General features: G+C 73.1%; 19 protein-coding genes and 1 riboswitch. Of the genes, 12 read left to right on the forward strand and 7 right to left on the reverse strand.

Going from position 1 to position 19,013, the window contains the following annotated elements; translation table 11 throughout:
• Positions 1 to 34: 34 nt before the first annotated feature.
• The 6 genes from ACYU96_RS10700 to ACYU96_RS10725 form a co-directional block, all read right to left on the reverse strand.
• Positions 35 to 1,210, reverse strand: a complete 1,176-nt coding sequence (locus ACYU96_RS10700) for an acyltransferase family protein (protein WP_460752800.1) — start codon at positions 1,208 to 1,210, stop codon at positions 35 to 37.
• Positions 1,207 to 2,940, reverse strand: coding sequence for an FAD-dependent oxidoreductase (locus ACYU96_RS10705; RefSeq protein ID WP_460752802.1), 1,734 nt, complete (start codon positions 2,938 to 2,940; stop codon positions 1,207 to 1,209). Before ACYU96_RS10705 ends, ACYU96_RS10700 begins: the two co-directional genes overlap by 4 nt.
• A 1-nt stretch (position 2,941) precedes the next feature.
• Complete coding sequence (locus ACYU96_RS10710; RefSeq protein WP_460752805.1) at positions 2,942 to 4,210, reverse strand: FG-GAP repeat domain-containing protein; 1,269 nt, start codon at positions 4,208 to 4,210, stop codon at positions 2,942 to 2,944.
• An 18-nt stretch (positions 4,211 to 4,228) separates the two neighbouring features.
• Positions 4,229 to 5,431: an MFS transporter gene (locus ACYU96_RS10715; RefSeq protein ID WP_460754575.1), complete on the reverse strand. Its 1,203-nt coding sequence runs from the start codon at positions 5,429 to 5,431 to the stop codon at positions 4,229 to 4,231.
• 14 nt (positions 5,432 to 5,445) lie between these two features.
• Positions 5,446 to 6,612: a non-hydrolyzing UDP-N-acetylglucosamine 2-epimerase gene (gene wecB / locus ACYU96_RS10720; RefSeq protein WP_460752809.1), complete on the reverse strand. Its 1,167-nt coding sequence runs from the start codon at positions 6,610 to 6,612 to the stop codon at positions 5,446 to 5,448.
• A 138-nt stretch (positions 6,613 to 6,750) separates the two neighbouring features.
• Positions 6,751 to 7,443 carry a hypothetical protein gene (locus ACYU96_RS10725; RefSeq protein ID WP_460752810.1) on the reverse strand — a complete coding sequence of 231 codons (693 nt, stop codon included), beginning with the start codon at positions 7,441 to 7,443 and terminating at the stop codon, positions 6,751 to 6,753.
• A 380-nt stretch (positions 7,444 to 7,823) separates the two neighbouring features.
• Between ACYU96_RS10725 and ACYU96_RS10730 the strand changes: the two genes are divergently transcribed.
• From ACYU96_RS10730 to ACYU96_RS10755, 6 genes are read left to right on the forward strand one after another with little or no spacing between them, the layout of a single operon-like run.
• Complete coding sequence (locus ACYU96_RS10730) at positions 7,824 to 8,609, forward strand: SDR family NAD(P)-dependent oxidoreductase (RefSeq protein ID WP_460752813.1); 786 nt, start codon at positions 7,824 to 7,826, stop codon at positions 8,607 to 8,609.
• Positions 8,610 to 8,617: 8 nt separating this feature from the next.
• Complete coding sequence (locus ACYU96_RS10735) at positions 8,618 to 9,394, forward strand: alpha/beta hydrolase (protein WP_460752816.1); 777 nt, start codon at positions 8,618 to 8,620, stop codon at positions 9,392 to 9,394.
• Positions 9,391 to 9,921, forward strand: coding sequence for a hypothetical protein (locus tag ACYU96_RS10740; protein ID WP_460752818.1), 531 nt, complete (start codon positions 9,391 to 9,393; stop codon positions 9,919 to 9,921). The genes ACYU96_RS10735 and ACYU96_RS10740 overlap by 4 nt, the downstream gene beginning before the upstream one ends.
• Positions 9,918 to 10,865, forward strand: a complete 948-nt coding sequence (locus ACYU96_RS10745) for an MsnO8 family LLM class oxidoreductase (protein WP_460752821.1) — start codon at positions 9,918 to 9,920, stop codon at positions 10,863 to 10,865. The genes ACYU96_RS10740 and ACYU96_RS10745 overlap by 4 nt, the downstream gene beginning before the upstream one ends.
• Before the next feature lie 9 nt (positions 10,866 to 10,874).
• Entirely contained in the window at positions 10,875 to 11,840 is a 966-nt protein-coding gene (gene fmt / locus ACYU96_RS10750) for a methionyl-tRNA formyltransferase (protein WP_460752824.1), read from the forward strand.
• Positions 11,837 to 13,429 (forward strand): RsmB/NOP family class I SAM-dependent RNA methyltransferase, encoded by a 1,593-nt coding sequence (locus ACYU96_RS10755; protein WP_460752826.1) that lies wholly within the window; start codon positions 11,837 to 11,839, stop codon positions 13,427 to 13,429. Before fmt ends, ACYU96_RS10755 begins: the two co-directional genes overlap by 4 nt.
• A gap of 67 nt (positions 13,430 to 13,496) precedes the next feature.
• Here the strand turns inward: ACYU96_RS10755 and ACYU96_RS10760 are convergent, their stop codons facing one another.
• The gene (locus tag ACYU96_RS10760) at positions 13,497 to 14,042 is read right to left on the reverse strand and encodes a DUF421 domain-containing protein (RefSeq protein ID WP_460752829.1); all 546 of its coding nucleotides are present in this window, start codon (positions 14,040 to 14,042) and stop codon (positions 13,497 to 13,499) included.
• A 74-nt stretch (positions 14,043 to 14,116) separates the two neighbouring features.
• Between ACYU96_RS10760 and rpe the strand changes: the two genes are divergently transcribed.
• The 6 genes from rpe to hisG all read left to right on the forward strand — a co-directional run bounded on the left by rpe (position 14,117) and on the right by hisG (position 19,007).
• The gene (gene rpe, locus ACYU96_RS10765; protein WP_460752832.1) at positions 14,117 to 14,779 is read left to right on the forward strand and encodes a ribulose-phosphate 3-epimerase; all 663 of its coding nucleotides are present in this window, start codon (positions 14,117 to 14,119) and stop codon (positions 14,777 to 14,779) included.
• Positions 14,780 to 14,883: 104 nt separating this feature from the next.
• A riboswitch (FMN riboswitch) is annotated at positions 14,884 to 15,019 on the forward strand.
• Between the two features lie 152 nt (positions 15,020 to 15,171).
• Positions 15,172 to 15,897 (forward strand): riboflavin synthase, encoded by a 726-nt coding sequence (locus ACYU96_RS10770; protein ID WP_460752835.1) that lies wholly within the window; start codon positions 15,172 to 15,174, stop codon positions 15,895 to 15,897.
• Positions 15,894 to 17,345: a 3,4-dihydroxy-2-butanone-4-phosphate synthase gene (ribB, locus tag ACYU96_RS10775; RefSeq protein ID WP_460752838.1), complete on the forward strand. Its 1,452-nt coding sequence runs from the start codon at positions 15,894 to 15,896 to the stop codon at positions 17,343 to 17,345. Before ACYU96_RS10770 ends, ribB begins: the two co-directional genes overlap by 4 nt.
• Positions 17,342 to 17,830: a 6,7-dimethyl-8-ribityllumazine synthase gene (gene ribH, locus ACYU96_RS10780; protein ID WP_460752841.1), complete on the forward strand. Its 489-nt coding sequence runs from the start codon at positions 17,342 to 17,344 to the stop codon at positions 17,828 to 17,830. Before ribB ends, ribH begins: the two co-directional genes overlap by 4 nt.
• Positions 17,827 to 18,090: a phosphoribosyl-ATP diphosphatase gene (locus tag ACYU96_RS10785; protein ID WP_460752843.1), complete on the forward strand. Its 264-nt coding sequence runs from the start codon at positions 17,827 to 17,829 to the stop codon at positions 18,088 to 18,090. Before ribH ends, ACYU96_RS10785 begins: the two co-directional genes overlap by 4 nt.
• Positions 18,091 to 18,158: 68 nt before the next feature.
• The gene (hisG, locus tag ACYU96_RS10790; protein ID WP_460752846.1) at positions 18,159 to 19,007 is read left to right on the forward strand and encodes an ATP phosphoribosyltransferase; all 849 of its coding nucleotides are present in this window, start codon (positions 18,159 to 18,161) and stop codon (positions 19,005 to 19,007) included.
• Positions 19,008 to 19,013 lie beyond the last annotated feature (6 nt).

Consider the following 19,013-nt stretch of genomic DNA (forward strand, 5'->3'; position numbering starts at 1 on the left):
AGCCATCCGCCCGAGCGTGGTACCGGCACGGGGGTCAGACGAGCTGTCCGGCGCGGTCGCCGGGCCGGAGGGTGGGCTTGCGCCGCGGTCTGGCGAACCGGTCCATCATGGGCTTCTCGACCAGCGTGTACAGCGCCCATCCGCCGCCCAGGGTCAGCAGGAGGTGCCCTGCGATGACGAGCAGTGCGACCGGGGTGGAGAAGGTCGCGTTGTCCATCATCTGGCGCATCCAGAAGATCGTCACGCCCTGGCACAGGTAGAACCCGAACGACGTGTCACCCAGCCACTGCATCGGGCGGGACCGCAGGAAGGTGTGCTCTCCGGCGTGGTCGGCGGCTGCGACCGCGGTGACGAGCATCGCGATCGGGATGATCGTGGCCACGTTGAACGTCCACACGAACGGCACCACGTTCGCCAGTGCGTAGCCGGCGACGCAGGCGACCAGGGCGTGCCAGATCCGGATGGCCGGCCACCGTCCTTCGAGGACGATGCGGGCCATGATCGACCCGAGCACGAACTCGAACAGCCGCGAGGGCGGGAAGATGTAGCCGAACCAGAACTGGTACGAGGACACGGGCGTGAGCGCGGACCGTGGCGTGTCGGGGATGACGGTGAGGACTGCCACCTGCACCAGGACCATCCCGGCCAGCATGAGTCCTGCCCAGAGCCAGAGGCTGCGCACCGGGATGCGCCGGATGCCGGCGATCAGGAACGGGAACAGCATGTAGAACAGCAGCTCCACGCTCAGGGTCCAGGACGGGGGGTTGACCGCGACGTTGACCGCGCCGTCGGGGGAGTAGGCGCTCAGCAGGAAGAAGTTCAGCGCCCACGCGTGTGCGGGGGTGATCGCGGCGGCGAACAGCACCATCGCCAGCACCCACATCACCAGGTGGTTCGGGAAGATCTTCACGATGCGACGGCGCCAGAAGGACACCAGGCCGTCGCCCGGCTTGGACGCCCAGGCGAGGAGGAACCCGCTGAGGACGAAGAAGAAGGAGACTCCGATGTATCCGGTGGTCAGGAAGATCTTCTCGGAGGCCGCGGCGACCGACTCGTGCGCGAACGGGTTGATCGGGTCGTTCGGCGGGATCGGTGAGGCCGAGAGGGTGATGTGGAACCCGAAGACCAGCAGCGCGGCGAAGAAGCGCAGTCCGGTCAGTGAGGGCAGGCGGGACGGTGCGCCGGGTGGGGGGACGGGGGTGCTGGTCATCGTCGCGCCTCCTCGGGCAGTTCGACGCCGAGGCTGTGCGTGAAGAAGTTCCTGGGGTCCCACTGCTGCTTGGCGCGCTGCAGCCGCGGGTAGTTGTCCTTGTAGTAGAGCGTCGACCACGGGACGCCGGAGCGGTTGCGTTCCGGGTCGGCCATGTCGGTGTCGGGGTAGTTGATGTAGCAGCCGTCCACGGTGTCGTCCGGGACGGGCACGCCGCCGGAGTGGGCGAACATGGCCTCGAACGTCTCGCGCTCCCATCCCAGGTAGAACTCGTCGTCCGACCGGTCCTGCCAGAAGGTCTGCAGGCAGATCTTGAAGATCGAGTCGCGCTGCACGTTCGCCGTCGCGTCGCGGGGCACGGCGTTCACCTGCCCGCCGAACGAGAAGACGACCATCATCGTGTCGGGGTTGGTGAAGTCCGGGCGGGTGAGCTGCTCCCACATCACGTCGAGCTGGCGGGGCGTGAAGCCCTTCCGGAAGTAGGCCGACTTGTGCATGCCGCGGCTGGTCGGGCTGTTGATCGTCGGGTTGTTCGTGGCGACCGTCCGGGTGGCCTGCATCCAGGACAGCTCCTGGGTGTCGTAGAACTCGGGCATCGCGGCGAGCTCGCCGGACGGGGCGGTCATGGGAGCGGTGGCGACCTCGACGCCGTCGGTGATCTTCGCGATGAACCGCCGCAGCACCCCCGTGGCGTCGGGGGCGTCGGCGTCGATCTGGGTGAACATGCCCAGGCTGCCGTGCGCCTTGTGGTTGAGGTTGAACAGGCTGGACAGGTGCGACTCCGGCGTGCCGGGTGAGCGGTGCCGCTCGTGCCACTCGTTCCAGTTCGTCATCAGGCGGTCGAACGCGGTGCGGTCGACCTCGTCCCACGGGAAGCTCAAGGCGCTGACGAGCACCCGTGACGGCGCCTTGACGAGCTGCTCGGCCGCGTCCGTGCCGCGTGCCTGCGGGGAGCGGAACCAGTACTTGGTGACGATCCCGAAGTTGCCGCCGCCGCCGCCGGTGTGCGCCCACCACAGGTCGCCGAGCGCGCCGCGGGAGTCCCGCCGTGCGACGTGGGTCCGTACCCGGCCGCGCGCGTCCACGGTGACGACCTCGACGGCGTACAGGTGGTCCACCACCAGGCCGTGCGAGCGGGACAGCAGGCCGTAGCCTCCGCCGGCGATGTGTCCACCGGCGCCGACGCCGTAGCAGATGCCGCCCGGGATGGTGACTCCCCATCCCTTGAACAGCTTCTCGTACACCTGCAGCAGCCGTGCACCGGGCTCGACGGCGAAGGCACGCATGTCGTCGTCGTAGTAGACGTCCGTCATGGTCGACAGGTCGAGGATGACCTCGACGTCCGGGTTGCAGACGAAGTCGGCGAAGCAGTGCCCGCCGCTGCGGACCGAGACCTTCTTGCCGGCCCGTACGGCCGCGCGGACCGCGTTCTCGGCGTCCCGCGCGTCGCTGATGAGGCGCACGTAGTCGGGCTCGGCGACGAACCGCGCGTTGTTCCCGGTCATCAGGTCGAGGTAGCGGGAGTCCTCGGCGGTCACGATCGGGTCCGAGGGCGGTGCGGCGCGGCCGCCCGTCATCGCGGTGCCGGCCGCGACGGCGGGCAGGGCGGGGTCGAGTGCGACGACGGCACCGGCCGCGACGGTTCCCGCGGCGCCGAGCAGGAAGCTGCGGCGCCCGGCTGTCGGCTGGTCCTGTGCCTCCGGAGGCACGCTGGTGGGGTTGCTGGCCATGTCAGTCGTCCTCCGGGGTGATGAGGTTCGGGTGCAGCGTGATCTCCGCCTTCGGTGCGACGAAGTAGTGCTGCACGGAGTAGGAGATGGTGGCGTAGTCGTCCACGCCCCGGTTGCCGAAGTCGCCCGCGACGATGCGGGCGATCGACTCGCCCGACACCTTCCACTTGACGAACAGGCCCTTCTCGAGGTCGACCACCTTGTAGTAGTAGGCGCCCTGCCACGGCTCGGGGCCACGCAGGCCGATGAGGAACTCGTCGTCCCCGTCACCGTCGAAGTCGCGGCACATCACCGTGTGCCCCGGGCCCTCGCCGTTCTCGTTCGGGTCGCCGTAGACGTCCAGCAGGTGGCGGCGCCAGCCGGGCCCCTCCACGTCGTCGGAGCCGCGTGTGTAGACCGCGACGGTGTTGCCGTGGAACGGCTCGATCGCGGCGACGTAGGCGAGCGGGTCGTCGCCGACCCGACCGCCGTCGATGTCGCCCGAGCCCTTGAAGCCGGTCTGCTCGAACTGCCCGTTCTCGCCGTCGCCGATGTGCTCCCAGGTGAAGGTTCCGGCGGCCTCGTCGTAGTAGAGCCACGTGGCGCCCTCGTCGGACGCCATGAGGATCGAGTCGAGGTCCGAGCCGGCGACGAGACCGGGCTTGCGGGCCACACCGTGGATCATGCGGAAGTCGGTCCGGGAGATCACCTCGGCGTCCCACTCCTGCGTCGGGTCGTCGGGCTGGGTGAACAGCATGACCGGAAGGACGGCGTGCACGTCCTCGACCGCCACGATGGGGAAGCCCATGATCTGGACGCGGTCCGTGCGGGAGAAGTGCCCGACGCGCAGGCGGTGCATCCCGGTGGCACGGCCCACGTAGTGCCGCTTCCAGTTCTCGCCGGAGGTGGCGGGGTCGCCCGGGTTCTCCAGCCAGTCGATCTTGCCGCCCTCGCCGTCGGCGTGGTGGATCGTGCCGCCGGGGCCGTAGAGCTGGTAGCAGACCACGAGGTCGGGCAGGCCGTTGCCGGTGATGTCACCGAAGTCGGCGCCCACCGGCTCCTTGATCTTGTCGAGCACGAGGTGCTTGCGCCAGGTGGGGTTCTGGTACCAGTAGATCTCGCCGACCTTGAGGCCGTAGCCCACCAGGTCGAGGTTGCCGTCCCCGTCGATGTCGCAGGCCTCGAGCCAGTACCCGTCGCGCAGGTGGTCGGTGACGGTCTCCTGGCCGAACGTCGGCTCGGTGACGTCGAGCGTCGGTGCGGGGCGGTGGTGCAGTGCTGGAGTGGTCATGTCAGGTCCCTTCGGTGATCAGACGGTGGTGCCGGTCAGGGAGGTGGGTTCCAGGGATGCCGGGTCGGGTCGCGACCGGCGGTGGGAGAGCGTGGCCGTAGCCATCAGCACGAGGGCCACGAGGGCGAGCGCCGTGCCTACCAGGAGGGGTGAGCGGTATCCGAACCCGGCGGCGATCGTCAGACCGCCGAGCCATGCGCCGATCGCGTTGCCGAGGTTGAAGGCGCTGATGTTCACCCCGGAGGCGAGCGTCGGCGCCGAGGAGGCGAAGCGGAGCACGCGCATCTGCATGCCGGGTACCGAGGCGAAGCCGACCGAGCCGAGCAGGAACAGCGCCCCCGCGGCGGCCCACGGGTGGCCGGCGACCAGGGCGAAGCCACCCAGGACGACGGCGAGCGAGCCGAGCAGCGTCAGCAGCGTCCGGTCGAGGTGCCGGTCCGCCGCCTTGCCACCGGCGAGGTTGCCGGCGAACAGCCCCACCCCGAACACGACCAGCAGCCAGGGCACGGCGCCCGACGGGAAGCCGGCGACGTCGGTCAGGAGTGGTGCGACGTAGGTGAAGGCGCCGAACATCGCGCCGAACCCGAACACCGTGACCAGGATCGACAGCCACACCTGGCCCGAGGCGAAGGCCGCCAGCTCGCGCCGGAGCTGGCCGGGCTGCCGGTCGTGGGCCGCGCGGTCGGGGATGAACAGCAGGAGCCCGGCCAGGGCGGCGACGCCGATGACGGTGATCGTCCAGAACGTCGAGCGCCACCCGAGGTTCTGTCCGAGCAGGGTGCCCAGCGGGACGCCGAGCACGTTCGCGAGCGTGAGTCCGGCGAACATGATCGCGATCGCCTGTGCCGCACGGCGGGGCGGGACCAGGGAGGTGGCGAGCACCGAGCCGATCCCGAAGAACGCCCCGTGGCAGAGAGCGGCCACGACTCGGCCGGCCATCATCACCGCGTAGGTGTCCGCGATCGCCGACAGGAAGTTCCCCGCGATGAAGAACACCATGAGCCAGACCAGGACCCGCTTGGGGCGCATCGCGGCAGTTCCCGCGGTGACCAGCACGCCGCCGACGGCGACGCTCAGCGCGTACCCGGACACGAGGTGCCCCGCCTGGGGGATCGTCACCCGGAAGTCCGTGGCAATCTCCGGGAGGAGGCCCAGGATGACGAACTCGGTCAGCCCGATGCCGAACCCGCCCAGGGCCAGCGCGAGGAGCCCGGCCGGCAGGCCGCGAGCGCTGCTCATGCGACGGACCGCACGGGTTCGGCACCCGGGACGAAGGGCAGGACGGCGGGGCCGAGCCCGAAGAAGTGCGCGATCGCGGCCACGGTCCGGTCGGTGGCGCGCCCGTCGCCGTAGGGGTTGATCGCCCCGGCCATCTCCGCGTAGGCCTCGGGGTCGTTGAGCAGGCGCTGCACCTCGGCCACGATCTGCCCACGGGACCGGCTGACCAGACGCGCGGCACCGGTCAGCACCGATTCGCCGCGCTCGGTGATCTCCCGGAGCACGAGGGTGGGCTTGCCGAGCGCCGGCCCCTCCTCCTCGGCCCCCGAGCTGTCGGACAGGATGAGGTCGCTGCGGCGCAGGAGGCGGCAGAACGACAGGTAGGGCAGGGGCGCGACCAGGTCGACGTTGGCGATGCCCGAGAGCACGGGGCGCATCACGGCCTGGACCTTCGGGTTCAGGTGCAGGGGGACGACGATCCGCACGTCGTCGCGCGTGGCGATGTCGGCCAGGGCGTCGGCGATCTCCTGCATGGGGCGGCCGTGGCTCTCGCGCCGGTGGGTGGTCGACAGGATGACGCGGCGCGGGTCCTCGTCGAGGTCCTCCAGCCGGGGGTCGCCGTAGCCGCCGAGGTTGCGCATCCCCTGGCCGAGGGCGTCGACGATGGTGTTGCCGGTCACGACGATCGAGTGTTCGCGCACTCCCTCGCGGATCAGGTTCGCGTGGTTGCCCGGTGTCGGTGCCAGGTGCAGCGCGGCGATCTGCGCGACGAGCTTGCGGTTCGCCTCCTCCGGGTACGGCGAGTGGTTGCTCCCGCTGCGCAGGCCCGCCTCGACGTGGATGATCGGGACCTGGGCGTGCAGGCCGGCCAGGGCTCCGGCGAGCGTCGTGGCGGTGTCGCCGTGCACGAGCACGGCGTCGAGGCCCTCGAGGTGCCGGCCGGTCGACATCCCTTCCAGGATGCGGTGGGTGACGTCGGCCAGGGTCTGGCCCTCGCGCATGACCCGGAGGTCGACGTCGGGCGCGATCGAGAACTCGCGCAGCGTGCTGTCGAGCATCTCCCGGTGCTGGCCGGTGGAGATCAGGACGGTCTCGAAGCGCGGGTCGTCCTGGAGGGCGTGGATGAGCGGGGCGAACTTGACGGCTTCGGGACGGGTCCCGAAGACGATGCCGATGGTCTTCATGGGGTTTCTCCTGGGCTGCTTGTCGTGGGCATGCCGAGCAACCGGCGTCGCCGGTCGGCGGGTCGGTGGAGAGAGATCGGGTGGAGGGCAGCAGCGGCTCACCCGGTCACGGGACCGGGCCGGTGGCCGTCCGCGGTGTCAGGGGCGCTGGGCCCGGTGGTACTCCACGGCGAGCCAGACGCAGTCGGTGTCGGCGCGGTACTGGTGCCATGGGTAGACCAGCTCGCCGTCCCGTTCGCGACAGAACGGGACCGGGTTGGTCACGCCCGGGCTCAGCTGCTGGTCCTCGTAGAGGGTCGTGAGGTCCTTCGAGGCGAACTTCTGCATGCGGCCGAGCCCGGAGATCTGCGTGTGCACCTCGATGAAGGGGTGCATGTTGTGCAGGCCGCAGTCGGTCCCGGCCGGGCTGTACCAGAGGTTGACCTTGACGTCGTGCGGCTCCGCGCCGGGCGCGAGCTCCTCCTGGTGGAGGACCGCACGGCGGTCGAGCAGGACGGTCCCGGCCGTGTCCTGGGGAGACCTGAGCAGGACCGGACCGTCGCTGCCGTAGAAGTCCTCCCAGCCGTGCTCCCGCGCGAGGGGGCCCGGGTCAGCGGCCTCGTCGGTGGTGATCACCAGCACGAGGGCGCCGGTCACGGTGCCGCCGGTGACGACGGTGGAGCTGAGCGGCGGCAGCGGTGACGGCTGGGTGAGCTCGGTGAAGGCGTCGGTGGTGCCGAGGTTGACGATGACGCTGCGTGTCGTGACGGGCTCGTCCACGGCCTCGTGCAGGACGGTGGCTCCCGCGACGTGGCCGTCGAAGCCTGGTCGGCGGGTGGTGAGGGTGCTCATGGGGTTCCCCAATGCTCGTTCTGGGTCGGGCAGGATCTCAGAGCAGCCACCTCGTTGTGGTCAGGCGAGCAGGTGCCGCCGCCGAGCGCGCACCTCCCCGTTCCTGACCCGTATCTCAGCAGGTTCGGGACGAACCCAGCCACACCCTGACAAGGTGCGGGTGAAACGATGTGAGAACGCTGGAATTTCCTTGACACTCGCCGCGAGAAACCTGTATTTGTCCGAAAGGTCCCCTTCCGTGTGGCATCCCTCCGGTGCCTCACCAGGGTGTCCTCGCCGGTGATAGGCAGCCCAGGGGGATGGCTACCCGCCGGCTCCTGTCCGAGCCTGGGAGTGCCCGCGGGACTCCGTGGGTGCCGACCGGCATGCTGAGGAGCGTCATGGATCTGGACCTTGCGGGGAAGGTCGTCGTCGTCACCGGAGGGACCAGCGGCATCGGGCTCGCCGCCGCCCGGGAGCTGGCGGCCGAGGGAGCCCGGGTCGTCGTCGCCGCCCGGACCGCACCTGCCGAGGGGACCCTTCCCGGCGACTCGGTCCTCGTCGCCGTCGACCTCGCCGACGGCGACGGCGCGGACACGCTCGTCGCGCAGACCCTGGACCGCTACGGGCGCATCGACGGACTCGTCAACAACGCGGCGTACTTCACGACCCGGCCCACCTTCGCCGACCTCGACGACGACGTGTGGCGCGCCACCTTCGAGCTCAACGTGCTCGCGGTCGCACGGCTCTCCCGTGCCGTGATCGCCCCGATGCGGGCGGGCGGCGGGGGGAGCATCGTCCACGTCGCGAGCGAGGCGGCGCGGATGCCCGACCCGACCATGGCGGCGTACGCCGCCTCCAAGGCGGCCGTCCTGTCGATCTCGAAGTCGCTCGCCGCGGACCTCGGTCCCGACGGCGTCCGCTCCAACGTGGTCTCCCCGGGACCGACCCGGACCGCACTGTTCGACGCCCCGGGCGGGTTCGCCGAGCAGCTCGGCGCGCGCTTCGGCACCGACCCCGACACGGCGGTCCACCGCTTCGTCACGGAGGAGCGCCGGCTGCCCACCGGCAGGATCGGCACCCCGCAGGACGTGGCCGGAGTGATCGCCTACCTGCTCTCGCCCCGTGCGGGACAGGTCACCGGCGCCGAGTGGGCGGTCGACGGGGGCGCCCTGCGGCAGCTCTGAGCACTGCGATGACACACGTGGTGAACGACCGGTGGAGCACCGTCCGCGCCGACGACGGCGTCGCGGTACAGGTGCTGACGCACGAGCTGGACGCCCCGCCGCGGGGGCGGCTCGTCTGGGCGCACGGAGGCTCCTGGCAGCGCGGCGGCGCCGCCCAGTGGGCACCGGTGACGCGCAGGCTCGCCGCGGCGAGCGGCTGGGCCGTCAGCTCGGTGGACTACCGGCTCGCCCCGCAGCACCCGTTCCCGGCGGCCGTCCATGACGTGCTCGCCGCCGTGGACCAGGTGGCGGGAGCGGCGCCGGACGCCCCGCTCGCCGTCGGCGGCGACAGCGCCGGCGGCACGATCGCGGCGGCGAGCGCCCTGGTCCGCCGGGACCGCGGGGAACGGGTCCCCGTGCAGCTCCTTGCCTACCCGCCCCTCGACCCCACCTGCTCACGGCCGTCCTACGGGCCGGGCGACTTTCCCCGGCCCGGCGAGCTGCGGCGTGCCTGGCAGCTCTGGCTGCGCCACGCCGACCCGCACACCGCGCTGCGCCCCTCGCCGCTGCAGGTCCCCGACCTGTCGGGCCTGGCGCCGGTGGCCCTGGCGGTCGGCGACCACGACCCCGTGCGTGACGACGTGGCCGAGTACGCCCGCCGTCTCGCCGCCGACGGCGTGCTGGTGACGCACCGCGTGCTGCCGGGCGTCCCGCACGCCGAGCTGCTGCGCTCGTCGAGCCGCGTCCTGGGCGCGCTCGCCGAGGCGCTGAACGAGTACACCGACCACGAGAGGACGACGCCATGACGCAACCACCTCCGATCGACGCGCTGATCCGGCACTTCGCAGACCTTCGCGACGGCAACCACTTCGGGCACGTCACCCGCGGCGCGAAGGAGCAGGCGTTCGGCCGGGCCGTCGGGCTCCTGGACCCGGTCGCCCGGCGGGTCCTGGCCGAGTTCGACCAGGGGCTGCTGCGCGGGACGGGCACGATCGACGTCCAGGACCTCACCCGCGACGAGCACGGCGGGCTCGTCGCGACCTGGCTCCTGACCTGGCCCGAGCAGCGTGCCACCGGTATTCCGCCCATCAGCCTCATCGCCACGTTCGGCGCCGGCTTCCATCACCCGCACCTGCGCGGCGCGACGATCGGCGAGTGGCCCCTGAACGTGGCCACCCCTGAGCATGCCGAGGAGCTCCTGCCGACGCTGCGCGCGGTCGCCGGGTCGGACCTGCACAACCTCGTCTTCTACCGCGACTGGCGGATCGTCCCGGAACTCACCGCGACGAGCGGCCAGGACGCGGGGACCGTCGCGCCGGGGACCCCCGGATGAGGCTCTCGATCCTCGACCAGGTCCCCGTGACCGAGCACACGCCACGATCCTCGGCCGTCACCAGCGGGCTCCGGCTCGCGGCCGAGGCCGAGGAGCTCGGCTACCACCGGATCTGGTTCGCCGAGCACCACCTGTCCTCGGCCTTCGCCGGCACGGCGCCCGAGATCATGACCGCCCTGGCGCTGGAACGGACCCGGACCGTCCGGGTCGGCACCGGCGGCATCCTGCTGCCGCTGTACCCGGTGAGCAAGGTGCGCGAGGTCATGACCCTGCTGGACGAGGCCCACCCCGGACGCGTCGATCTCGGCGTCGGCCGGGCTGCGTTCGACGACCCGCAGTACGGCGAGAAGATCGCCCTCCTGTCCTCGCTGCTGCCGGCGCACGCCACCGCCGGGGACCAGCCCGCAGGACGCGTGTGGGTGCTCGGCGCCGGCGGGACCGCGGCCGGGCTCGCCGGCGCGCTCGGTACCGGCTACGCCCACGGACACTTCTTCGTCCCCGACGGCGGCGAACGGGCCACCGGTGCCTACCACCAGGCCGCGGCACAGGCCGGGCACCGCACCCACACCGTCGTCGCCGTCCGTGCCGTCACCGCACCCAGCGATGCCGGAGCCACCGCCCTCGGCCATGCGATGCTGCTGTGGCGGGCGCGCAAGGACCTCGGCGAGGAGGGCCCGGTCCCGTCCGTCGAGACCGTGCGGCGGCACCGGTGGAGCGAGGCGGAACGCGCCCGGGCCCGGGCCCGCGCCCGCGGCGTCGTCTTCGGTACGCCCCAGGAGGTGGCCACCGAGCTCCGCGCGCTCGCCACGTCGCACGGCGCGGACGAGATCGTGGTCAACACGCTGGTGAGCGACCCTGAGGACCGGCAGCTCTCCTACCGCCTGCTCGCCGAGCAGTTCCGCGGCGATCTCCCTGAGGAGCCCCGGTCCGTCGATGGCTCGTAGAATTGCGCGGTGCGCCTTCTGTTTGCCGGAACCCCCGAACCTGCCGTCGCCTCGCTGGAGGCGCTGATCTCCTCCCGCCACGAGGTGGTCGCCGTGCTCACCCGCGCCGACGCGCCCGCGGGCCGGGGAAGGAGGCTCGCACCGAGCCCCGTGCGGGTCCGGGCCGAGGCGGCAGGCATCCCCGTGATCACCGACCGGCCGCGTGGTGAGGAGTTCCTCGGCAGGCTCGGCGAGCTCGACGTCGACGCCGCACCCGTGGTCGCCTACGGGCACCTCCTGCGTCCCGACGTCCTCGCCGTCCCGCGCCTGGGCTGGATCAACCTGCACTTCTCCGTCCTGCCCGCCTGGCGCGGCGCGGCGCCCGTGCAGCACGCCGTCATGGCGGGGGACGAGGTGACCGGCGCCACCACCTTCCTCCTCGACGAGGGCATGGACACCGGCCCCGTCCTCGGGACCACCACCGAACCGGTCGGGCCCACCGACACCTCGGGCGATCTGCTCGACCGGCTCGCCGTCTCCGGCGCCGAGCTCCTCGTGCGCACGCTCGACGCCCTGGAGGACGGCACCCTGGCCCCGCGGCCCCAGCCCGCCGACGGCGTCTCGACCGCCCCGAAGCTCACCCCCGCGGACGCCGCGATCCGCTGGGACCTGCCCGCCACCGCGATCGACCGCAGGATCCGCGGCTGCACGCCCGCTCCCGGGGCATGGACCAGGCTGCCCGACGCCGCAGGCGGCGACGCCCGTCTGGGGCTGGGCCCGGTCACGCCGGTCCCGGACGTCGTCGACCTGGCACCCGGCCAGGTCCGTGCCGAGAAGAAGCGCATCCTGGCCGGCACCGCCACGCACGCCGTCGCGCTGGGAGACGTCACACCGCCGGGCAGGAAGCCCATGCCGGCTCCCGACTGGGCGCGTGGTGCCGGGCGCCCGCTGATCGAGGCCGGCCTCGTGCTCGGTGGCTCGCAGGTGCGCGCATGAGCGCCCACCACGGCGACGGGCACCGCCGCGACGCCCGCGGCCGCCAGCGGTCGGCCGCCCGTGTGCGGGGAGAACGGCCGACCTCACGGCAGGCGCCCGGGCAGCGTGCCAAGCGTGCCGATCCCGCGCGCACCGCCGCGTTCGACGTGCTGCGCGAGGTCGAGGAGTCGGACGCCTACGCGAACCTCGTCCTGCCCCCGCTGCTCGCCGACCGGCGCATCCGCGGCCGGGACGCCGGGTTCGCGACCGAGCTGACCTACGGCACGCTGCGCATGCGCGGCCGCTACGACGCCGTCCTGGCCGAGTGCGTGGACCGGTCCCTCGACGAGCTCGACGCGGGCGTGCTCGACGTGCTGCGTCTGGGGGCGCACCAGCTCCTGGGGATGCGCGTGCCCGCGCACGCCGCCGTGTCCGAGACGGTGGCGCTCGCCCGGGCCGGCGTGGGTGCCGGCCCGGCGCAGTTCGTCAACGCGGTGCTGCGCCGCGTCTCGGAGGTGGGCCTGGACGAGTGGCTGGAACGGATCAGCGCCGGAGCCCCGGACGAGCTGACCGGTCTGGCCGTCACGCACTCCCATCCGAGGTGGGTCGTGCGGTCGCTGCGTGAGGCGCTGGCCGGCCACGGACGCGACCCGGGCGAGATCGGTGAGGTCCTGGCCGCCGACAACGTGTCGCCACGGGTCACCCTCGTCGCCCGGCCGGGCCTCGTGGACGTCTCCGACGACGACGCCTGGCACGACGCCGACCTGGTCCCCGGCCGCTGGGCTCCGAGCGCGCTGGTGCTCGACGGCAGCGACCCGGGAGCTGTCCCCGCCGTGCGCGACGGACGGGCAGGGGTGCAGGACGAGGGGTCCCAGCTGGTCACGCTCGCGCTGGCGGGCGTGACGCTGGACGATCCGCCGGAGAGGGTGGTGGCGTCCTCCCGCGCGGCGGGTCCCGCCCCGGCGTCCGCCGGGGCCCGGTCCGAGCGCTGGCTCGACCTGTGCGCCGGTCCCGGCGGGAAGGCGGCACTGCTGGCCGCGCTGGCCGCGCAGCAGGGCGCCACCCTGGTCGCGAACGAGGTGCAGCCGCACCGCGCCCGTCTCGTGGAGCGGGCACTGGCGGCGATCCCGGACGGCGTGGTCGAGCAGGTGCGTGTCGGCGACGGCCGCGAGGTGGGCTCCGACGAGCCCGGTGCCTACGACCGGGTGCTCGTCGACGCACCCTGCACCGGTCTGGGCGCGCTGCGCCGCCGGCCCGAGTCCCGCTGGCGCCGCACGCCCGCGGACCTGGCGACCCTGACGGGCCTGCAGCGCGAGCTCCTGGCCTCGGCGCTGGACGCCGTCCGGCCCGGCGGGGTGGTCGCCTACGTCACCTGCTCACCGGTCCTGGCCGAGACGCAGCTCGTGGTGACGGACGTGCTGCGCACGCGGGACGACGTCGAACGTCTCGACGCCCCGCACGCCCTGCGGGCGGTGCTGCGCCGCGCAGCCGACGGCGCGACGCCGGACCCGCTGCTGCCGACAGGCTCCGCCACCCGCGACGACGTCCAGCTGTGGCCGCACGTGCACGGCACGGACGCGATGCACCTGACCCTGCTGCGCAAGGGCTGAGGTCCCGGGACACGCGTTCCGGCGGCGTGCACACGTCCGGCCGCCCCCGGCGCGGACCCCGCGGCCGCTACTCGGGGGGCCGGCGCAGCGCGTCGCGGACCAGCTCTGCGCCGTCCACCCCGTCGAGGAGGAACGGGGAGACCGGCTCGCCGCGCCGGGTGACGCTGATGGTGCCCGACGGTTCCAGCACCGCCATCGCGACCTCCTCGACGCCGCGGATCCCGGCCTGCCGCAGCCTGCCCGCCAGCTCGTGCGGGGCGATGCGGCAGCGCTTCAGGTTGCGCTCGACGACGACCGGCCCCGCCATCAGCACCACGGGACGGGTGGTGATCGCGCGAGCGCCCCAGCCGCCGATGCGGCTGGTCACCACCTGGCACGCGGCCAGGGTCGCCAGGGCGATGATGCCGCCCGCGAGCCGTGGCGCCTCACCGAGAGCGGCGCGGCCCATGATGGAGCCGATGCCGATGATCGCCGCGAGGTCGAAGGCCGACAGCCCGGCGAGCATGCGCTGCCCGAGCAGCCGCACCAGCACGACCAGTGCGGTGTACATGCCCATGGTCGCCAGGACGACGGCGGCCGCCTCCAGCGGCGTGATCCCCAGAAGTTCACTCACGCCGCACGATTGTGCCCTGCCGGAGTCCCGTGCGGGCCCGTCGCTCGCGTGCCGGGCGCCCTAGGCTGGGCCGCATGAGCGCCCTCATCGCACCGAGCATCCTGTCGGCCGACTTCATGAATCTCGAGAGCGAGCTGCGCCGCATCGCCGACGCCGACCTCGCCCACGTGGACGTCATGGACAACCACTTCGTGCCGAACCTGACCCTGGGCCTGCCCGTGTTCGAACGGCTGACCAAGGTGTCTCCCGTGCCGGTGGACGCGCACCTGATGATCGAGGACCCTGACCGGTGGGCGCCCGCCTACGCCGAAGCAGGCGCCGCGTCCGTGACGTTCCACGCGGAGGCCGCCCGGGCGCCCGTCCGCCTGGCGCGCGAGCTGCACCGCCTCGGCGCGCGCGCGGGCGTCGCACTGCGGCCCGCGACGCCGGTCGAGCCGTTCCTCGACCTGCTCGCCGAGGTCGACATGATCCTCGTCATGACGGTCGAGCCCGGGTTCGGCGGCCAGTCCTTCATCGACGGGACGCTCCCCAAGATCCGCCGCGCCCGGCAGGCGATCGGCGAGTCCGGCCTCGACGTGTGGATCCAGGTCGACGGCGGCATCTCCCGCGACACCATCGACCGCGCGGCCGACGCCGGCGCGAACGTGTTCGTCGCCGGCTCGGCCGTCTACGGGGCCGACGACGTCGCCGGCGAGATCGCGACCCTCCGCGACCTCGCGTCCGCGCACACCCACTGAGCGTCCCCCGCCCCGGTCGACCTGGTGCGATTCCGGCGAGACGCATGTCACTCCTCCCGCACGGGCAGGGTGTGGCAGGCTTGGCGCTGCAAGCAGCAACGCACGAACGTGCTCCGGGGTCGGTGTAATTCCGAACCGGCGGTGACAGCCCGCGACCCGCGCCCTGCCTCACGGCAGGCCGGTTGACCTGGTGCAATTCCAGGGCCGACGGTGAAAGTCCGGATGGGAGGAAGCACGTGCGACCGCGGTGTGCGGGCGCACCCTGACGGGTGGGCCCGTGTTCGTGGTCGGCGCCGTCGTCTGCGCCCCGTCCGGGGAGGGCCCCCGGACCGGTGGGCGTGCGACCTCCCGGCGAACCCCCGGAGCACCGACGCTCTGGGAGGAAACCGCAGATGTTCACCGGCATCGTCGAGGAGACCGGCACCGTCCGCTCCCTCGTCCACCCCGACGCGGCAGGCGCCGACGCGGTCCTGACCGTCGTCGCGCCCCTGGCCGCGTCCGACGCCAGCCCCGGCGACTCCATCGCCGTCGACGGCGTCTGCCTCACCGTCACGCACGTGTCCGGCGACCCGGTGCCCGGCCCGCAGCCCGTCGACGCGGGGCCCGAGCGCACCGTCACCTTCGAGGTCATGCCCGAGACGCTGCGACGCAGCACCGTCGGGACCCTCACGCCGGGCGCGCGCGTCAACCTCGAGCGCGCCCTGCCCGCGAACGGGCGCCTCGGCGGGCACGTCGTGCAGGGCCACGTCGACGGCGCCGCCACGCTCACCCGCCGGGATCCCGGCCCGCGCTGGGACGAGCTGACCTTCTCCGCCGGCCCGCGGCTGCTGCGCTACGTCGCCGAGAAGGGCTCGATCGCCCTGAACGGCGTCTCCCTCACGGTCACGCACGTGTCCGACGGCCCCGACGACGGCGCCGGGCCCGGCCCGGGCACCTTCGGCGTCTCCCTCGTCCCCACCACGCTCGCGGCCACGAACCTCGGCGACCTGATGCCCGGCGCCCCGGTGAACGTCGAGGTGGACGTGCTGGCCAAGTACGCCGAACGGCTCCTGACCGCACCGGGAGCAGCGGCGGTGCCGCCGGCGGACCTCGCCGCGTCGACAGGAGCGCACGCATGACCGCCGTCGAGCACGACACCGCGAAGGGTTCCCGCGCCGAGGAGCTCCCGGCCACCGGCGCCGGCCGCACGGTCGCCGACGCCCTCGATGCCCTCCGGGCGGGCCGCCCCGTCCTCGTCGCGGACGACGCGGCGCGCGAGAACGAGGTCGACGTCGTGCTGCCCGCCGCGCTCGCCACCACCGAGTGGCTGGCCTGGACGGTGCGGCACACGTCCGGCTACCTGTGCGCGCCCCTGCCCGCCGAGCGCGCCGACGCGCTCGGCCTGCCCCTGATGTGGGAGAACAGCGAGGACCCGCACCGCACCGCGTACACCGTCTCGGTCGACGCGCGGGGCGTCGGCACCGGCATCAGCGCCGCGGACCGCGCCCTGACGCTGCGCACCCTCGCGGACCCGGCCACCCGGGACACCGACCTGATCCGGCCCGGCCACGTGCTGCCGCTGCGGGCCCGTCCCGGCGGGGTCCTCGAGCGCCGCGGCCACACCGAGGCCGCCGCCGACCTCGTCCGGCTCGCCGGGACGGGCCCCGTCGCCGCCATCGCCGAGCTCGTGGCCGACGACGGAGAGGTGCTCCGGTACGACGGCGCGGCCCGGCTCGCCGACACGCACGGCCTGGTGCTCGTGACGGTGTCGGACGTCGTCGACCACGTGACCGGCGCCGGCACCTCGGCCGAGGCGCCGGCCGCGGCCACCGCCCCCGCGGCCACCGCCCCCGCGGCCGGCGCGCCCCACGCACCACGCGCGACCCGGGTCGCCGAGGCGTCGCTGCCCACGTCCCACGGGACGTTCCACGTCACCTCCTACCGCGACACCGCCACCGGCGCGGAGCACCTCGCGCTCGTCCCGGACCCGGCCGTGCCCGCGAGCGCCGGACGCGGTACCGGGACGGCCCTGTCCGGGGCGCCGGAGACCGCCGTGCCCGAGACCGCGGGCGCCGCCGCAGGCCGGCCGGTGCCGGCCTCGGAGCTGCCGGCGCTGGTGCGCCTGCACTCGGAGTGCCTGACGGGTGACGCGCTGGGTTCGCTGCGCTGCGACTGCGGGCCGCAGCTGACGGCCTCGCTGGAGGCCGTGGCGGCGGCCGCGGCCGAGGGGCGTGCGGGGGCCGTCGTCTACCTGCGGGGGCACGAGGGCCGGGGGATCGGCCTGGCGGACAAGATCGCGGCGTACGCGTTGCAGGACGGCGGGCTGGACACGGTGGATGCGAACGCGTCGCTGGGCCTGCCGGTGGACGCGCGGGAGTACGGCGCGGCGGCTGCGATCCTGCGGGACCTGGGGATCGGCCGGGTGGAGCTGCTGACGAACAACCCGGCGAAGACGTCGGGTCTGCGGGACGCGGGCACGGACGTCGTGGGGCGGCGTCCGCTGCAGGTCGGCGCGGGGCCGCACAACGAGACATATCTGAGTACGAAGCGGGACCGGATGGGACACCTGTTGGAGGTGGCACGATGAGTGGAGCGGGATCGCCGACGTTGACGGTGGACGGCCGGGGCCTGTCCGTGGTGGTGGTCGCGGCGAGCTGGCACACGCGGGTGATGGAGGGGCTGCTGGACGGGGCGCGGCGGGCGTTGCGGGAGTCCGGGGCGGAGTGGAGCGAGGTGCGGGTGCCGGGGTCGTTCGAGCTGCCGGTGGCGGTCTCGCGGGTGGCGACGCCGCCGGCGGGTCGTCCGGACGCGGTCGTGGCGCTCGGTGTCGTGATCCGGGGTGGCACGCCGCACTTCGACTACGTGTGCCAGGCGGCGACGAGCGGTCTGGTGGACGTGAGCGTGCGCACGGGCATCCCCGTGGGGTTCGGGCTGCTGACCTGTGATGACGAGGCGCAGGCGCTGGACCGTGCCGGGCTGGCGGACAGCCGGGAGGACAAGGGGCGGGAGGCTGTCCAGGCTGCGGTCGCGACGGCGGTGACGCTGGGGGACCAACTAGGCTCGGTGTCGTGAAGACCTTCGAGTCCCTGTTCGCCGAGCTCTCCGAGAAGGCCGAGTCCCGTCCCGCGGGCTCGGGCACCGTGGCGCAGCTGGACGCGGGCGTGCATGCCATCGGCAAGAAGGTGGTGGAGGAGGCCGCCGAGGTGTGGATGGCCGCGGAGTACCAGTCGGACGCCGAGACGGCCGAGGAGATCTCCCAGCTCCTGTACCACCTGCAGGTGATCATGCTGGCGAAGGGGCTCACTCTCGAGGACGTGTACGCGCATCTGTAGCGGGCAGCGCGCCGCCGGCGCGCCCCGCTCGCCGTCCCGTCGTACACCTGGAGAGGAAAGACAAGACCATGCTGCGTATCGCCGTCCCCAACAAGGGTTCCCTGTCGGAGCCCGCGTCCGAGATGCTGCGCGAGGCGGGCTACCGGCAGCGCCGGTCCAGCCGTGACCTGGTGCTCGCCGATCCCGACAACTCCTGCGAGTTCTTCTTCCTGCGTCCGCGCGACGTCGCGGTCTACGTCGGTGCCGGCACCGTGCACGCGGGGATCACGGGCCGGGACCTGCTGCTGGACTCGGGCGCGAACGCCGTCGAGCACCTGGGGCTCGGGTTCGCTCGGTCCACGTTCCGGTTCGCCGCGCCCGCCGGCACGGTGGGTGCGGTGAGCGAGATCGCGGGACGGCGGGTGGCGTCGTCGTACACGACGCTCGTGGCGGGCCACCTGGCGAAGCAGGGTGTGGAGCCGTCGGAGCTGGTGCACCTGGACGGCGCGGTGGAGAGCTCGGTGGGGCTCGGGGTCGCGGACCTCATCGCGGACGTCGTGGAGACCGGCAGCACGCTCAGGGCCGCGGGCCTGGAGGTGTTCGGCGACCCGATCCTCACGAGCGAGGCGGTGCTGATCCGGCAGGCCGACGCGGACGTCCCGCCCGGTGTGCGGACGCTGACGCGCCGTCTGGAAGGCGTGCTGACCGCCCGCGCGTACGTCCTGATGGACTACGTGGTGCCGAACGAGCTCTTGGAGCGGGCGGTGGCGATCACGCCGGGCTTCGAGTCGCCGACCGTCTCGCCGCAGCACCACCGTGACGCGTCGGCCGTGCGGGTCATGGTGCCGCGCGGGGACACGAACCGGGTGATGGACGCATTGCACGACGCCGGCGCGCGCGCCATCATCGTCACGTCCATCCACGCCAGCCGTATGTGAGGTGAG

This window comes from Myceligenerans cantabricum, assembly GCF_054777735.1.

Excerpts from the sequence above, each read along its gene's own strand:
- ACYU96_RS10700 (WP_460752800.1), bottom strand. The coding sequence starts at position 1,210 with ATGACCAGCACCCCCGTCCCCCCACCCGGCGCACCGTCCCGCCTGCCC.
- ACYU96_RS10705 (WP_460752802.1), bottom strand. The coding sequence starts at position 2,940 with ATGGCCAGCAACCCCACCAGCGTGCCTCCGGAGGCACAGGACCAGCCG.
- ACYU96_RS10710 (WP_460752805.1), bottom strand. The coding sequence starts at position 4,210 with ATGACCACTCCAGCACTGCACCACCGCCCCGCACCGACGCTCGACGTC.
- wecB (WP_460752809.1), bottom strand. The coding sequence starts at position 6,612 with ATGAAGACCATCGGCATCGTCTTCGGGACCCGTCCCGAAGCCGTCAAG.
- ACYU96_RS10725 (WP_460752810.1), bottom strand. The coding sequence starts at position 7,443 with ATGAGCACCCTCACCACCCGCCGACCAGGCTTCGACGGCCACGTCGCG.
- ACYU96_RS10730 (WP_460752813.1), top strand. The coding sequence starts at position 7,824 with ATGGATCTGGACCTTGCGGGGAAGGTCGTCGTCGTCACCGGAGGGACC.
- ACYU96_RS10735 (WP_460752816.1), top strand. The coding sequence starts at position 8,618 with ATGACACACGTGGTGAACGACCGGTGGAGCACCGTCCGCGCCGACGAC.
- ACYU96_RS10740 (WP_460752818.1), top strand. The coding sequence starts at position 9,391 with ATGACGCAACCACCTCCGATCGACGCGCTGATCCGGCACTTCGCAGAC.
- ACYU96_RS10745 (WP_460752821.1), top strand. The coding sequence starts at position 9,918 with ATGAGGCTCTCGATCCTCGACCAGGTCCCCGTGACCGAGCACACGCCA.
- ACYU96_RS10755 (WP_460752826.1), top strand. The coding sequence starts at position 11,837 with ATGAGCGCCCACCACGGCGACGGGCACCGCCGCGACGCCCGCGGCCGC.
- rpe (WP_460752832.1), top strand. The coding sequence starts at position 14,117 with ATGAGCGCCCTCATCGCACCGAGCATCCTGTCGGCCGACTTCATGAAT.
- ACYU96_RS10770 (WP_460752835.1), top strand. The coding sequence starts at position 15,172 with ATGTTCACCGGCATCGTCGAGGAGACCGGCACCGTCCGCTCCCTCGTC.
- ribB (WP_460752838.1), top strand. The coding sequence starts at position 15,894 with ATGACCGCCGTCGAGCACGACACCGCGAAGGGTTCCCGCGCCGAGGAG.
- ribH (WP_460752841.1), top strand. The coding sequence starts at position 17,342 with ATGAGTGGAGCGGGATCGCCGACGTTGACGGTGGACGGCCGGGGCCTG.
- hisG (WP_460752846.1), top strand. The coding sequence starts at position 18,159 with ATGCTGCGTATCGCCGTCCCCAACAAGGGTTCCCTGTCGGAGCCCGCG.